This is a genomic window from Rhodoferax ferrireducens, from assembly GCF_049302455.1.
Lineage (GTDB): Bacteria > Pseudomonadota > Gammaproteobacteria > Burkholderiales > Burkholderiaceae_C > Rhodoferax > Rhodoferax ferrireducens_B.
Genome location: NZ_JBAQMD010000071.1, coordinates 1 through 13,091, shown reverse-complemented (window position 1 = coordinate 13,091; position 13,091 = coordinate 1). Strand labels below are relative to the sequence as shown.

The 13,091-nt window shown below is 61.5% G+C and carries 15 protein-coding genes; 12 read left to right on the top strand and 3 right to left on the bottom strand.

Annotated features, from left to right (window positions below; translation table 11 throughout):
- The 11 genes from WA157_RS12670 to WA157_RS12620 form a co-directional block, all read left to right on the top strand.
- A partial coding sequence (locus WA157_RS12670; RefSeq protein ID WP_422621299.1) for an aldehyde dehydrogenase family protein occupies positions 1-192 on the top strand: 192 nt, incomplete at its 5' end.
- 25 nt (positions 193-217) lie between these two features.
- The gene (gene denD / locus WA157_RS12665) at positions 218-1,273 is read left to right on the top strand and encodes a D-erythronate dehydrogenase (RefSeq protein ID WP_422621298.1); all 1,056 of its coding nucleotides are present in this window, start codon (positions 218-220) and stop codon (positions 1,271-1,273) included.
- A gap of 56 nt (positions 1,274-1,329) precedes the next feature.
- Positions 1,330-2,301, top strand: a complete 972-nt coding sequence (locus WA157_RS12660) for a TRAP transporter substrate-binding protein (protein WP_422621297.1) — start codon at positions 1,330-1,332, stop codon at positions 2,299-2,301.
- Between the two features lie 88 nt (positions 2,302-2,389).
- Positions 2,390-2,884 carry a TRAP transporter small permease gene (locus WA157_RS12655; protein WP_422621296.1) on the top strand — a complete coding sequence of 165 codons (495 nt, stop codon included), beginning with the start codon at positions 2,390-2,392 and terminating at the stop codon, positions 2,882-2,884.
- Positions 2,881-4,158: a TRAP transporter large permease gene (locus WA157_RS12650; protein WP_422621295.1), complete on the top strand. Its 1,278-nt coding sequence runs from the start codon at positions 2,881-2,883 to the stop codon at positions 4,156-4,158. The genes WA157_RS12655 and WA157_RS12650 overlap by 4 nt, the downstream gene beginning before the upstream one ends.
- Positions 4,159-4,208: 50 nt before the next feature.
- The gene (locus tag WA157_RS12645; RefSeq protein WP_422621294.1) at positions 4,209-5,003 is read left to right on the top strand and encodes a FadR/GntR family transcriptional regulator; all 795 of its coding nucleotides are present in this window, start codon (positions 4,209-4,211) and stop codon (positions 5,001-5,003) included.
- Between the two features lie 122 nt (positions 5,004-5,125).
- A complete protein-coding gene (gene ltnD / locus WA157_RS12640) occupies positions 5,126-6,016 on the top strand; it encodes an L-threonate dehydrogenase (RefSeq protein WP_422621293.1) in 891 nt (296 codons plus the stop codon).
- Positions 6,013-7,284 (top strand): 3-oxo-tetronate kinase, encoded by a 1,272-nt coding sequence (gene otnK, locus WA157_RS12635; protein ID WP_422621292.1) that lies wholly within the window; start codon positions 6,013-6,015, stop codon positions 7,282-7,284. Before ltnD ends, otnK begins: the two co-directional genes overlap by 4 nt.
- The gene (locus WA157_RS12630; RefSeq protein WP_422621291.1) at positions 7,281-7,955 is read left to right on the top strand and encodes an aldolase; all 675 of its coding nucleotides are present in this window, start codon (positions 7,281-7,283) and stop codon (positions 7,953-7,955) included. The genes otnK and WA157_RS12630 overlap by 4 nt, the downstream gene beginning before the upstream one ends.
- Before the next feature lie 5 nt (positions 7,956-7,960).
- Positions 7,961-8,758, top strand: coding sequence for a 2-oxo-tetronate isomerase (gene otnI / locus WA157_RS12625; protein ID WP_422621290.1), 798 nt, complete (start codon positions 7,961-7,963; stop codon positions 8,756-8,758).
- A 43-nt stretch (positions 8,759-8,801) separates the two neighbouring features.
- Complete coding sequence (locus tag WA157_RS12620; RefSeq protein WP_422621300.1) at positions 8,802-9,749, top strand: NAD(P)-dependent oxidoreductase; 948 nt, start codon at positions 8,802-8,804, stop codon at positions 9,747-9,749.
- 28 nt (positions 9,750-9,777) lie between these two features.
- Here the strand turns inward: WA157_RS12620 and WA157_RS12615 are convergent, their stop codons facing one another.
- The 3 genes from WA157_RS12615 to WA157_RS12605 form a co-directional block, all read right to left on the bottom strand.
- Positions 9,778-10,113, bottom strand: coding sequence for a J domain-containing protein (locus WA157_RS12615; protein WP_422621289.1), 336 nt, complete (start codon positions 10,111-10,113; stop codon positions 9,778-9,780).
- Positions 10,114-10,224: 111 nt separating this feature from the next.
- A complete protein-coding gene (locus tag WA157_RS12610; RefSeq protein ID WP_422621288.1) occupies positions 10,225-11,838 on the bottom strand; it encodes an ABC1 kinase family protein in 1,614 nt (537 codons plus the stop codon).
- A 195-nt stretch (positions 11,839-12,033) separates the two neighbouring features.
- On the bottom strand, positions 12,034-12,447 hold the full coding sequence (locus WA157_RS12605) for a hypothetical protein (protein ID WP_422621287.1): 414 nt from the start codon (positions 12,445-12,447) through the stop codon (positions 12,034-12,036).
- 169 nt (positions 12,448-12,616) lie between these two features.
- Between WA157_RS12605 and WA157_RS12600 the strand changes: the two genes are divergently transcribed.
- On the top strand, positions 12,617-13,091 hold a 475-nt coding region (locus WA157_RS12600), incomplete at its 3' end, for a hypothetical protein (protein ID WP_422621286.1).

The window sequence follows — 13,091 nt, the reverse complement described above, 5'->3', positions numbered from 1 at the left end:
TCGCTCAAGTACGCGAGCCACTTCAAGCGGCATAGTCAGGCCGGCATGGTGATGGTGAACCTGCCGACCGCCGGTGTCGACTACCACGTGCCGTTTGGTGGCCGCAAGGGATCGAGCTACGGCTCGCATGAGCAGGGCCGTTATGCGCAAGAGTTTTTCACCACCGTGAAAACAACCTATATTGCCAGTTGAACTATTCATTACTTAGGAAACCACCATGTTGAAGCCATCCGCTCAGGCTACTGGGCCCTGTCATATCGTGATCACCGGCGGTGCCGGGTTTTTGGGCGTGCGTCTTGCACGCACGCTGCTGGCCCAGGGGCAGCTGTCGCTCGCGGGTGCCGCGCCCGTGGAGATCAGCCGCATCACCCTGGTGGACCGCGCCGCGCCACCAGACGACTTGAGGGCCGACGCCCGCGTGTCTGCGCTGATCGGGGACCTGAATGAACTTCTTGAAGATAAAAGCGCTGCAGCCCCCGTCGTTGCTAAGGATACCGCTATTGTTTTTCATCTCGCGGCGGCGGTCAGCGGTGAATGCGAGGCCGATTTTGATCTCGGCATGCGCAGCAATTTTGCCGCCACGCTGGCCTTGCTGGGCGCCTGTCGCGCCTTGCAGACCAAGCCCATCCTGGTGTTTGCCAGTTCGCTGGCCGTTTTTGGCGACACCCCGGAACAGCCGTTGCCGAGCGCCATTGAAGACAACACCCTGCCGACACCGCAGAGCAGCTACGGCATCCAGAAATTCATTGGTGAACAACTGGTGGCCGACTACACGCGCAAAGGTTTTGTTCAGGGCCGCAGCGTGCGTTTGATGACCGTCAGCGTTCGCCCCGGCACACCCAACGGCGCTGCATCGAGCTTTTTGAGCGGCATGCTGCGTGAGCCCCTGGCCGGTGTCCGAGCGACCTGCCCGGTGCCAGCCGACACCCCCGTCGCGCTGTCGTCCCCGGCGCGCACCATCCAGGGCCTGATCCGTGCGGCCGAGGCCTCCGACCAGGCCTGGGGCCCCCGAACGGCCCTGACTTTGCCGGCCCTGACCACCACCCCCGGCGAGATGGCGGCGGCGCTGGAGCGCGTAGCGGGCACGGCGGCTACCGCTCTGATCGACTGGACGCCCGACCCGGCCATCCGCAACATCGTCAAGACCTGGCCGGCCCGCATCCACGCAGTGCGCGCCAGCGGTCTGGGTCTGTTGCCCGAAGATAGCTTTGACGACATTATTCGCGAGTACATCAGGGAAAATACCTATGCCATCAAGCTGCCAATCAGATAACAATACACAAGTTGTATGATAACTTTTGCCACCCTTCCCAACTGAGGAGACTTTTGATGAAATTGAGAAAACTGGTTATTGGCCTGTCTTTGGCCCTGGGTCTAGCGGCCACCGCCGGAGCCCAGACCGTCATGAAGATCAACATTGCCATCGCGCAAAATTCGCACCAAGGCATTGCCATCGACACCTTCGCCAAGGAAGTTGGGACACAAACCAAAGGTCGCTACAAAATCGAGACTTTTTACAACGCTTCACTCGGCAGTGAGCGTGAATCGATCGAAGCCGTTCAGCTGGGCACGCAGGAGCTGACTTTCACATCCACCGGCCCGGTGCCCAACTTTGTGCCGGAAGCCAAGATTTTGGACGTTCCCTTCTTGTTTCGCGACAAGGCGCATGCCCGTGCCGTGCTGGACGGCCCGATCGGCCAGGACATGCTGGCCAAGTTCGATTCCAAGGGTTTCAAGGCTTTGGCCTGGGGCGAGAACGGCATGCGCAACATGACCAACAGCAAGCACACCATCAAGACCCCGGATGACCTCAAGGGCCTCAAGATTCGCACCATGGAAAACCCGGTGCACGTTGCCGCCTACAAAGGCTTGGGCATTGTGACCACGCCGATGGCCATGGCCGAGGTGTTCACCGCGCTGCAGCAGGGCACGGTCGACGGCCAGGAAAACCCCTTGTCCGTGATCATGGCAGCCAAATTGGACCAGGTGCAAAAGTACGTGTCACTGACCGGCCACGTCTATTCACCCGCCATCTTTTTGATGAACAAGGCAGCGTTCGACAAGCTCAGCCCGGCCGACCAGAAGGTATTTCTGGAAGCCGCCAAGGTGGCCGTCAAGGCCAACCGGGCCCGGGTTGACGCCGACGATGCCATGGGCGTGACTTACCTGCGCGGCAAGGGTATGGAGGTGACAGAGAACGTGGACAAATCCAAGTTCGTCGCCAAGCTTGCACCGGTGTACGCTGACTTCGAAAAGCAGTTCGGCAAAGCCAATATGGACAAGATCCGCAACTACAAATAATTGCTGCTGATTTTGTAGCTGCTGACACCCGAAGCGCGCAAGCTTTCGGGTGTTTTTTTATAACTCCCCATTTCAGGCTGATATTGCAATGAAAGAAAATTTTCTCCGGCTGGAGCGGTGGACCAGCGGGCTGTCGTTGTACACCGCCTGTGCCATGCTGCTGCTGGCGGCCAGTCTGGCCATGTTCCAGATCATCACCCGCTTCGTGCTTGAAATACCCGCCGAATGGACCGAAGTGTTGATTCGTTTCAGCCTGATCTGGATGGTGTTTCTGGGTATTCCGACGGCGTTTCGCCAGGGTGCCATGGTGAGTGTCGATGTGCTCTACCGCTGGAGCCCGCCACGCATGCGCCGTTTGCTCGACTGGGTGGTGTGCCTCGCCGCCACCGGCTTGATTTGCATCATCATCTGGTGGGGCTGGGACTATGCCGTGCGTGGCAAGGTGCAAACCATGGCCGGACTGGAAAGCGTATCGATGTTCTGGGCCTACCTCGCCATGCCGGTGGGCGGCTTGTTCAGCCTGATCGGCATCTTCGGTAATCTGCTGGACACCCAGCGTCTTGAATTGGAGACCGCAGTATGACCGCCGTGATGTTAAGCACCATGGTGCTGTGCTTTGCCCTCACTGTTTCCGTGGCCGTGTCGATCGGACTGGCCTCGATCCTGGGCATCCAGGCGTCCAACGCCCACATGCTGATCTCCGTGAAGGAGATGTTCAACGCCATCAACAAATTCCCGTTGGCCGCCATCCCGTTTTTCATCCTGGCCGGCAACATCATGGAAACCGGCGGCATTTCGCGCCGCCTGGTGGACTTTGCCAAGAGCCTGGTGGGCGGCGTGCAGGGCGGCCTGCCGATGACCTGCGTGCTGACCTGCATGATCTTCGCATCGGTGTCCGGCTCGTCGGTGGCCACCACGTTCGCCATTGGTACCATCCTGATTCCGGCGCTCATGAAGCATGGTTACCCGACCACCTGGGCGGCGGCCTTGCAGGCCACCAGTGCCGAGCTCGGCGTCATCATCCCGCCCTCGATCCCGATGATTCTGTATGGTGTCAGCGCTGAAGTCTCCATTGGCGAACTGTTCATCGCCGGTTTTGGTCCGGGCCTGTTCATCAGTGGCGCGCTGATGCTGTTTGTCTGGGCTTACTGCAAGTACAAGGGCTGGGGCAAGAACGACGGCGACGGCCGTCTGTCGGTCGGCAAGGCGACCTGGAAGGCCGGTTGGGCGCTGCTGATGCCGGTCATTATTCTGGGCGGTATTTACGGTGGCATTTTCACCCCGACCGAGGCCTCGGCGGTGGCGGTGTTTTACGCGCTGATGGTGGGTCTGGTGATCTACCGCGAGATCAAGTTCCCTGACCTCTACCTGATCCTGCGCAAGTCGGTGCTGTCGTCGGCGGTGATCATGTTCATCATTGCCAACGCCGGGCTGTTTGCGTTCCTGATCACGCGTGCCGGCGTGCCGGAGGCGATTGGCATCTGGCTGCAGGATGTGCTCAAGTCACCCACCTATTTCCTGCTGGGCGTCAATGCGGCACTATTTCTTATTGGCATGTTCATCGAGACCGGTGCTGCCATCATTGTGCTCGCCCCGATCCTGGCGCCGGTGGCCATCCACTTTGGCATTGATCCGGTGCACTTTGGCCTGATCATGGTGGTGAACCTGGCTTTGGGCATGATCACGCCGCCATTCGGCGTCAACCTGTTTGCCGCTTGCACCGTGGCGCGCATCTCGCTGGACCGCATGGTCAAGGACCTGATCCCGTTCGTGCTGGTGGTGCTGGCCTGCCTGATGGTGATTTCCTACGTGCCAGCTCTCTCACTGACACTGCGCGATCTCGTTTACAACAGATAGTTGGCACCCGACCCGGCAGGTGAGCGCCTGCCGGCCGACAGAGTCACACGATGAATTCAAGTCCTCCCGTCACTGCACAGTTCAAGCCCATCACGCCCGGCGCCTATCTTTCCGATCAGGTCGCGGATGTGCTGGCAGCCGAGATCCGGGCCGGACGGCTGGCCGTGGGGGCCAAGCTGCCAACCGAGGCGGCGCTGGTGGACCAGTTTTCTGTCAGCCGCACGGTGGTGCGGGAAGCGGTTTCGCGGCTCAAGTCGCTGGGCTTGGTCGATTCACGGCAAGGCAGTGGTGTGTATGTCAAGGAAGTGGGTTTTTCGCCGCTCAATTTTGATGCCAAGTCAGCCGTCTCCAGACAAGCGGTGATCCAGATGGTGGAGGTGCGCCGCGCGCTGGAGGCCGAGGTGGCCGGGCTGGCGGCGCAACGGCGCAGCCAGGCCGACATCAAGCGCATCGGCAAAGCCATTGCGCTACTGGACAAGGCGGTGCAAGCCGGTGGCGACGGCGTGGACGAAGACGTGCAATACCACCGCGCCATTGCGGAGGCCGCGCGCAACCCCTTTCTGATCGGCACGCTGGAATACCTGGGCCAGTTCCTGCGCGGGGCTACCCGCGTCACGCGTGCCAATGAAGCGCGCCGGGCCGACTTCGCGCGCCAGGTGCGTGCCGAGCATGACAAGATTTTGCACGCCATTGAAGCCGGCGACGCCGCCGCGGCGCGCAAGGCCGCGGCGCGGCATATGGACAACGCCATCCTGCGCATTGAGCAGGCTGACCCGGCGTTTTGGCAGCAGGCGGGCGTGCAGTTGGCCAGCCCGCTGGTCTCCGGCCTGCCGCCGCGAAGCTGACGGGCCGGCAGTTTGGGGTAAACCCGGATGCCGAAGGCTTTTTGAATTTGTATGATAACCTTATAAATTAGGGCTGAAACAGCGATGATGTCGAACCGACTTCGAATGGAAGGAAAGAACCAATGACAACCAACGTAGGTGTGATCGGCCTGGGGGCCATGGGCAGTGGCATGGCGCGCTCGCTGCGCCGCCATGGCAGCCAGGTGCATGTGTTCGACGTGCGTGCCGAGGCGGCGCAAGCCTTTGCCGCCGACGGCGGCGTGGCCTGCGCGTCACCGGCCGAACTGGCGGCGCAGTGCAGCGTCATTGTGTCGGTGGTGGTCAACGCCGCGCAGACCGAAAGCGTGCTGTTTGGCGACGGCGGCTGCGCTGCGGCCATGAAGCGCGGCAGCGTGTTTGTGATGTGCTCCACCGTGGACCCCAACTGGTCGATTGCGCTGGAGGCGCGCCTCGCTGCGCTGGGCATTTTCTACATCGACGCCCCCATTTCCGGTGGCGCCGCCAAGGCCGCCAGTGGCGAGATGACCATGATGACCGCGGGCAAACCCGAGGCCTATGCCGCGGTCGGGCCACTGCTCGACGCCATGGCGGCCAAGGTCTACCGGCTCGGTGACCAGGCCGGCGCCGGCAGCAAGGTCAAAATCATCAACCAACTGCTGGCTGGCGTGCACATCGCCGCTGCGGCCGAGGCCATGGCACTGGGCTTGCGCGAGGGTGTGGACGCCAAGGCACTGTACGAGGTGATCACCCACAGCGCGGGCAACAGCTGGATGTTCGAGAACCGCATGGCCCATGTGCTCAGCGGCGACTACACGCCGCTGTCGGCGGTGGATATTTTTGTCAAAGACCTGGGGCTGGTGCTGGATGTGGCGCGCGCCAGCAAGTTTCCGCTGCCGCTGTCCAGCACGGCGCACCAGATGTTCATGCAAGCGTCCACGGCGGGCTTCGCGCGCGAGGACGACAGCGCAGTCATCAAGATATTTCCCGGCATTGAACTGCCCAAGAAATCATGAAGAAAATCTTGCTCGGCTGCATTGCCGACGACTTCACCGGCGCCACCGATCTGGCCAACAACCTGGTGCGCGCCGGTATGCGCGTCGTGCAGGCAATGGGCGTACCAGCGCAGCCGCTCGACGCCGATGCCAACGCCGTGGTGGTAGCCCTCAAGTCGCGCACCTTGCCTGTGGATGAAGCCATTGCGCAGTCGCTGGCGGCGCTGCGCTGGCTGCAGGCGCAGGGCGCGCAGCAAATCTACTTCAAGTACTGCTCCACCTTTGACAGCACGGCGCAAGGCAATATCGGCCCGGTGGCGGAGGCCCTGATGGACGCGCTCGGGACCGACTTCAGCATCGCCACGCCGGCCTTCCCGGACAACCAGCGCACCGTATTCAAGGGCCATCTGTTTGTCGGCGACGTGCTGCTCAACGAGAGCGGCATGCAAAACCACCCGCTCACCCCCATGACGGACGCCAACCTGGTGCGCGTGCTGCAGGGGCAGTGCCGCCGCCAGGTGGGCCTGATCGACTACAAGGTGGTGGCGCAGGGCGAGGCCGCGATTCGCACGCGCATCGACCAGCTACGTGCGCAGGGGGTCGGCCTGGCCATCGTGGACGCCATCTCCAACGATGACCTGCTGCGCCTGGGCTGCGCGCTCGGCGGCATGCCGCTGGTAACGGGCGGCTCGGGGGTCGCCATTGGCCTGCCCGCCAATTTCGGGATTGCGCCTTCGAATGCTGCCAGTGCCCTGCCCGCCGCCACTGGCTTGCAGGCGGTCGTGTCCGGTAGCTGCTCGCTGGCGACCAATCGGCAGGTGCTGGCCTTTATCCAGGCGGGCCGGCCGGCCTTCGATGTCGACGCCTTGCAGATCGCCGCCGGGGTCGATGTGACGACGCAGGCGCTGACTTGGGCCGCGCCGCTGCTGCGCCAGGGTCCCGTGCTGATTTATTCGACCGCTGATTCCAATGCGGTCAAGGCGGTGCAAGCGCAGCTCGGCGTGGAAGAAGCCGGCGCGATGGTGGAGCGAACCCTGGCCGCGATCGCGCGCGGTTTGGTGGCGCTTGGCGTGCGCCAGCTGGTCGTGGCCGGTGGCGAGACCTCGGGCGCCTGCGTGCAGGCTTTGAACATCACGCAAATGAAGATCGGCCCGCAAATCGACCCCGGTGTGCCCTGGTGCCATGCCCAAGCCGACGCCGCACCTGGGGCGGGCCTGCACCTGACGCTGAAGTCCGGCAACTTTGGCGCCGATGACTTCTTCGGCAAAGCTTTTGCGTTGCTGGCATGACTGAATCACAAGCCCGCGAGGAAATCTGCCGTGTCGGGCGCAGCCTGTTCGAGCGCGGCTACGTGCACGCCACCGCCGGCAATATCAGCGTGCGGCTGGATGAGTCAGAAGGTGGTGGCTTCCTGATCACGCCGACCGATGCCTGCCTGGGTTTTCTCGACCCGGCCCGGCTGGCGCGACTGGACGCGCAGGCGCAGCAGCTGAGCGGCGACAAAGCTAGCAAAACTATAGCATTGCATGCCCATATCTACAGGGCTACAGCCCAATTTTATCCAAATACCCGGTGTGTGATCCACACCCACAGCACGCACTGCGTGGCACTGACGCTGCAGCCCGGCAACAAGGAGCTGCTGCCTGCCGTGACGCCCTACTTTGTGATGAAGGTAGGGCACGTGCCCGTGATTGCCTACCACCGCCCCGGGGCGCCCGAGGCGGCGCAACTGGTGGCGCAGGCTATTTCGCGTTATGGCCAAGCCGGCACACCGATCCGCGCCGTCATGCTGGAGCGCCTGGGCCCCAATGTCTGGCACGACTCGCCCGCCGCTGCCATGGCTACGCTGGAAGAACTTGAAGAAACCGCCCGGCTGGTAAGCCTGAGTGCATTGGCACCCGAGCCCCTGACCGAATCCCAAATTAACGAACTGCGCCAAACCTTCGGCGCCCGCTGGTGAACCCTATGCCTAAATTTGCAGCCAACCTTTCCATGCTCTACCCCGAGCTCGATTTTCTGGACCGTTTTGCGGCCGCCGCCCAAGACGGCTTCAAGGCGGTCGAATATCTTTTTCCCTATGCCTATAAGAGCCGCGAAATCGCGGCCCGCCTCAGGGCCCATGGCCTGCAGCAGGTGCTGTTCAACGCGCCGCCCGGCGATTGGGATGCCGGCGAGCGCGGTCTGGCGTGCCTGCCTGGGCGCGAAGCCGAGTTCCGTGCCGGTATCGGCAAAGCCCTCGACTACGCAGCCGCACTGGACTGCCCGCGCGTTCATGTCATGGCCGGGCTGTTGCCCGCGGGCAGCGAGCGTGCGACGCTGCGCCCCACCTACGTCAGCCAATTGCGCTGGGCTGCGCTGGAGGCGGCCAAGCAAGGGGTGGATGTGCTGATCGAGCCGATCAACACGCGCGACATTCCCGGCTTCTACCTGAACCGCCAGGACGACGCGCACGCGGTGCTGGCCGAGGTGGGCGCGCCCAACCTCAAGGTGCAGATGGACCTCTACCACTGCCAGATCGTTGAAGGCGACCTGGCGATGAAAATGCGCCAGTACCTGCCCACCGGCAACGTCGGCCATGTCCAGATTGCCGGCGTGCCGCAGCGCCATGAGCCCGATCTGGGCGAGCTGAATTACCCCTACCTGTTCTCGGTACTGGACGAATTGGGCTACACCGGCTGGGTCGGTTGTGAGTACCGGCCGCAGGCCGGCATGAAGCCCGGCGGCACGTCGGCTGGACTGGGCTGGCTCAAGCCCTACCTGTGACGAGCAGCTTGCGTTGCGAGCCAGGTGAAATTCTGGCCGATCTATCCCAAATACCAGTCAAGTCAAAACAAGGAAAGAAACGATGAGCGATTCAACATCCAGCCTGAAGGTCGGCTTTATCGGCGTCGGCATGATGGGCTGTGGTATGGCCAAACATGTGCTGGCCAAGGGTCATCCGGTGACGCTGCTGATCCGCAAGAAGGCGGATGAGGAGCGCTGCGCCGACCTGCTGGCGCACGGCGCACAGCCGCTCAAAACCGCCGCCGAGGTGGCGGCAACAGCCGATGTCATCATCATCTGTGTCACCGGTTCGCCGCAAGTTGAAGAGGTGGTATTTGGCGACACCGGCATCCTGCAGACCCTCAAGACCGGCTGCGTGGTGGTGGACTGCTCGACCTCGCTGCCCGACTCCACCCGGCGCGTGGCCCAGGCCATTGCGGCCAAAGGGGGCAGGTTCCTGGATGCGGCCATGACCGGTACGCCCAAGCATGCCGACGAAGGCAAGCTCAACCTGCTGGTGGGGGGCGACCCGGAGGTGCTGACGAGCGTTCGCCCGGTGTTTGCCTTGTTTGCAGAGAACATCTTTTACTGCGGGGCCGTCAGCGCCGGGCATACCACCAAGCTGCTGCACCAGTTCGTGGTGCTGGGCAACGCGGCCATTCTGGCCGAGGCTTTTTCGTGCGCCAGCAAGACCGGGGTCAATCTGGAGGTGCTGTGCGATGTGATCGCCTCCGGCGGCGCCAACAGCACGGCGTTCCAGCGTTTTCGCCCTTACGTGCTGGAGGGCAACGATCAGCTGTTCCGCTTCTCGCTGGCCAACGCGCACAAGGACATGCACTACTACGCCCAGATGACCGGAGAGGCCCAGGCCGTGTCGTTCATCGGCGATACCGTCCACAATGTGTACACCATGGCGGGCAACCTGGGCTACAAAACGGCGTTTGTGCCGCATTTGCTGAGCAGCTTCAACCGGCTCAACGGATCCAGCTGAGCCGAAACAGCAAGCGCCTGCCGGGGTCCTATTTAAACGGCCGAAAGACAAAGGCCCGCGACACCGGTGGTGTGTCATCCATGGCCTTCGGGTGTGCCGGCATCGCGTGGTCGCTGCCGCGACGCTCAATGTCAGACTCCTGCTGCGCCCCGATGCGCTGGTCATAGCGCCGACGCTTGCCCGGATCCGACAAAATGCCATAGGCGAAGTTGATCTGCGCCTGGCGTTCGCTGGCGGCCGCGCTGCCTGGGTTTTTATCAGGGTGATTGCATTGGGCCAGGCAGCGGTAGGCCGCCCTGATGACCTGGGCGCTGGCGTGTGGACTGACTTCCAGTATTTCGTACAGTGTGGCTTCACGTTCCATGGGCGTTCCTGAGCGATACAGGTGCGGACCTGGCTCATCGTCACACGTGTTGGCGCCGGGCGTTTGCGTCTTGTCAAAGAAGTAGAGGCTATCGCTCAATTTAGACGCGCGTTAGCGTTGGTCAGGATCGCGACGCAGGGCACGAATATAGATGATGACAATGCCGACAAACCCGCTGATGATCATGGTGTTGCCCAGCGTGTCATGCCAGCCGCCCATCGGAGTCATCAACAGCATGGAGCCACCGATCACGAGCGCCGCGAAAGCGATGGCACCCGTGAGCCGCTCGAGATTGCGGTTGAAGCGGCGTCCCACGGCCTCCAAACCTGGCAGCCGACCCAGATTGCCTTCGGCGAAACGCCGCAGGACGCGCCGCGTGTCGCCCGGAGCCTCGGTGACCAGGCGCTCCATTTCGCGTGCCAGCTTCGTGGTCTTTTCCTTTATCCGCTCCGGCGAGAAGTGCTGCGCAGTCAGGCGCGAGATCTCCTCGCGAAACGATTCCATGTGGTTGTAGCCCGGGGCGAGCAGGCCGATCATCGACTCCAGGATGGCGAAAGCACGCGTCAGCAGGACAAACTCACCGGGGTTGTGGACTCCGTTGCGGCTTCCGGCGCGCAGCAGTGCCTCGAACGCATTCCCGATTGAAACATCCTCCAGATTGGTCCTGCGGATTTCATAAAGCACGGCCTTGATGTCCACCAACAGCGCCATATGATTGACCTTTTCGTTCGCCGGCGCCATTTCCAGATAGGCCTCGGTGGCGGCCCGCGCGTCGCCTTTGACGACGGCTTCGAGAAGCAGTGTCAGCGACTCACGCATCGGCTCGTCAAGGTCGCCGGTATTCCCGAAGTCGAGCAGGGAGAGCCGCCCGTCCGGCAGAACGAAGACATTGCCGGGATGCGGGTCGGCATGAAACAGCCCCTCTTCGAAGATCGAATGCAGCATCAGCTTGACCAGGGTGTTGACTACCCGCGGCATCGCTTGCGGGTGGGACTTGGCGTAGAGATCGACCCGTTCGCCGGGCGAGTACTCCATCGTCAGCACGGTTTCTCCCGAGCACGAAGCGATGACATCCGGTATCCAGAGATCGGGAACGTCGGCCAGCGCGGCGCGAATGAGCACGATGGAACGCGCTTCACGGCCAAAATCAGTTTCCCGGTGCAGGCTGTTGGCCAACTCACGCACGACAACCGGGAGGTCGAGGGCACGCAGACTCGGGAAAAACCCCTCTCCCAGCACGACCAGGGAATTCAGCGCCGCGATATCCGTGGCGATGATTGATTTAAGGCAGGGCCGCTGCACCTTCACAGCCACATGACGTCCGTTCAACAGTGTCGCCTCATGCACCTGGGCGATGGTGGCAGCGGCAAGCGGCGTCTCGCCGAACGCGGAGAAAAACTTGGTCAACGGGGCGCCCAGTTCGGCTTCGACCGTCGCGCGCACCATGTCAATATCCATCGCCGGCAACTGGTCGTGCAGCAACTCCAGCTCTTCAATGTAGGCCGTCGGCAGCAGGTCACGCCGCAACGCGAGCACCTGTCCGAATTTGAGAAAGACCAGCCCGAGCTCCTCGAAGGTTTCCCGTACCTCCTTCGGCGTCGGCCAGTGTCCCCGGCCGAACAGGGCTCCCAGAAACTTGTGCCGGGCGAACACGCGCATGATTTGCATCAGTCGCGGTGCTGCTCGCAACACCCTGCATTTCTTCACGTCGATCAGCGCAGCCATGCGATCCTCCTGACAGTCATACGAAAAATAGTCAGTCCGGTGTCACGAAGGTGAGACATGGTGAACTCCAATTGCGAAAGTCAATACGACAAGAAGGAAGCGTTCCGGCATGGCCCAAAACGGCCATCCGAAAGAGGATGCAGGCGCACCGCCGAACGGATCAGTCCGCGCAGCAGAAGGCCTGCTTAAGAGGGGTCAAATAGTGAGCCGCAAATAGCGGATGGAGACGGAGGGCTCCGACCAGGTCGGACTACCGAACGCCTCCGGCTGAGGAGTCTGATCTAGCGCTGGCATCAGCAACCAGGTCAAAAACAGCACTGGGACAATATCCTGGGCGACAAGCGCGTCTGCGTGGTCCTTGACCAGGGTGTTTTGTTCTGCCGCGCAGAAATTCAGGCACGCCTTTTTTTCGGGCGACCTGTCGTTCTCATCCGCTTGAACGTGGGCCTTGGCCAAATTGTCCAGCGCCAGCTCGCGCTCGATAGTCGCCTGAGACGTAAACCCAGAACGGGTGTGGCCTAAAAATTCGTCCTCTGCGGGGTTCTGCTGCACAAGACAAGCATTCGCAACACCTATTCCCAATGACATCAGCCAGACGAACAACATCACGGCAGCGGTGTACCGTGTTCGTCGCGAGCTCAAGAAATATTTCATGATCAGCAATTTACGTCCGCATCTTGCCGCCGTCCGTGCGCCAGCGCACAGCCAGAGGATTGCATAATGAAACGGCTGAGAAGATCCATGGATCGGGCAAGATGGATTTATAGAATGTCAGACAGTGTTTTCTGACACCAATCACAGGGGCGAAAAATCCCTGTCAACATCGAAAAAGATCGAGCTGAAAATGTCTGCAATAAATTCGCCAGCATGGCTTGGTACGCTGAGAACCTACGTGGTTTTGGTCACGCTGCTCAATCTTTGCTGGGAAATTTTGCAGTTGCCTCTTTACACGATCTGGTCCACGGGCAGTCATCGCGACATTGTTTTCGCCTTGCTGCATTGCACGGCGGGTGATGTGCTGATTGCCGTGTGTAGTTTGGTCTTTTCCCTGCTCATGGCGGGAAGGCAGGAGTGGCCAGACAGTCGATTCAAAACAATTGCGTTGATCACAATTCAGCTTGGCCTGGGCTATACCGTTTACAGCGAATGGCACAACACGACGGTCACTCAAAGTTGGGCCTATTCTGCGGCGATGCCGCGTCTATTTGGCATCGGTTTGGCGCCTGTCGCGCAGTGGCTATTTGTTCCGGGCT

Bases quoted from the DNA above. Each gene is read 5' to 3' on its own strand.
- denD (WP_422621298.1), top strand. From the start codon at position 218: ATGTTGAAGCCATCCGCTCAGGCTACTGGGCCCTGTCATATCGTGATC.
- WA157_RS12660 (WP_422621297.1), top strand. From the start codon at position 1,330: ATGAAATTGAGAAAACTGGTTATTGGCCTGTCTTTGGCCCTGGGTCTA.
- WA157_RS12655 (WP_422621296.1), top strand. From the start codon at position 2,390: ATGAAAGAAAATTTTCTCCGGCTGGAGCGGTGGACCAGCGGGCTGTCG.
- WA157_RS12650 (WP_422621295.1), top strand. From the start codon at position 2,881: ATGACCGCCGTGATGTTAAGCACCATGGTGCTGTGCTTTGCCCTCACT.
- WA157_RS12645 (WP_422621294.1), top strand. From the start codon at position 4,209: ATGAATTCAAGTCCTCCCGTCACTGCACAGTTCAAGCCCATCACGCCC.
- ltnD (WP_422621293.1), top strand. From the start codon at position 5,126: ATGACAACCAACGTAGGTGTGATCGGCCTGGGGGCCATGGGCAGTGGC.
- otnK (WP_422621292.1), top strand. From the start codon at position 6,013: ATGAAGAAAATCTTGCTCGGCTGCATTGCCGACGACTTCACCGGCGCC.
- WA157_RS12630 (WP_422621291.1), top strand. From the start codon at position 7,281: ATGACTGAATCACAAGCCCGCGAGGAAATCTGCCGTGTCGGGCGCAGC.
- otnI (WP_422621290.1), top strand. From the start codon at position 7,961: ATGCCTAAATTTGCAGCCAACCTTTCCATGCTCTACCCCGAGCTCGAT.
- WA157_RS12615 (WP_422621289.1), bottom strand. From the start codon at position 10,113: ATGGAACGTGAAGCCACACTGTACGAAATACTGGAAGTCAGTCCACAC.
- WA157_RS12610 (WP_422621288.1), bottom strand. From the start codon at position 11,838: ATGGCTGCGCTGATCGACGTGAAGAAATGCAGGGTGTTGCGAGCAGCA.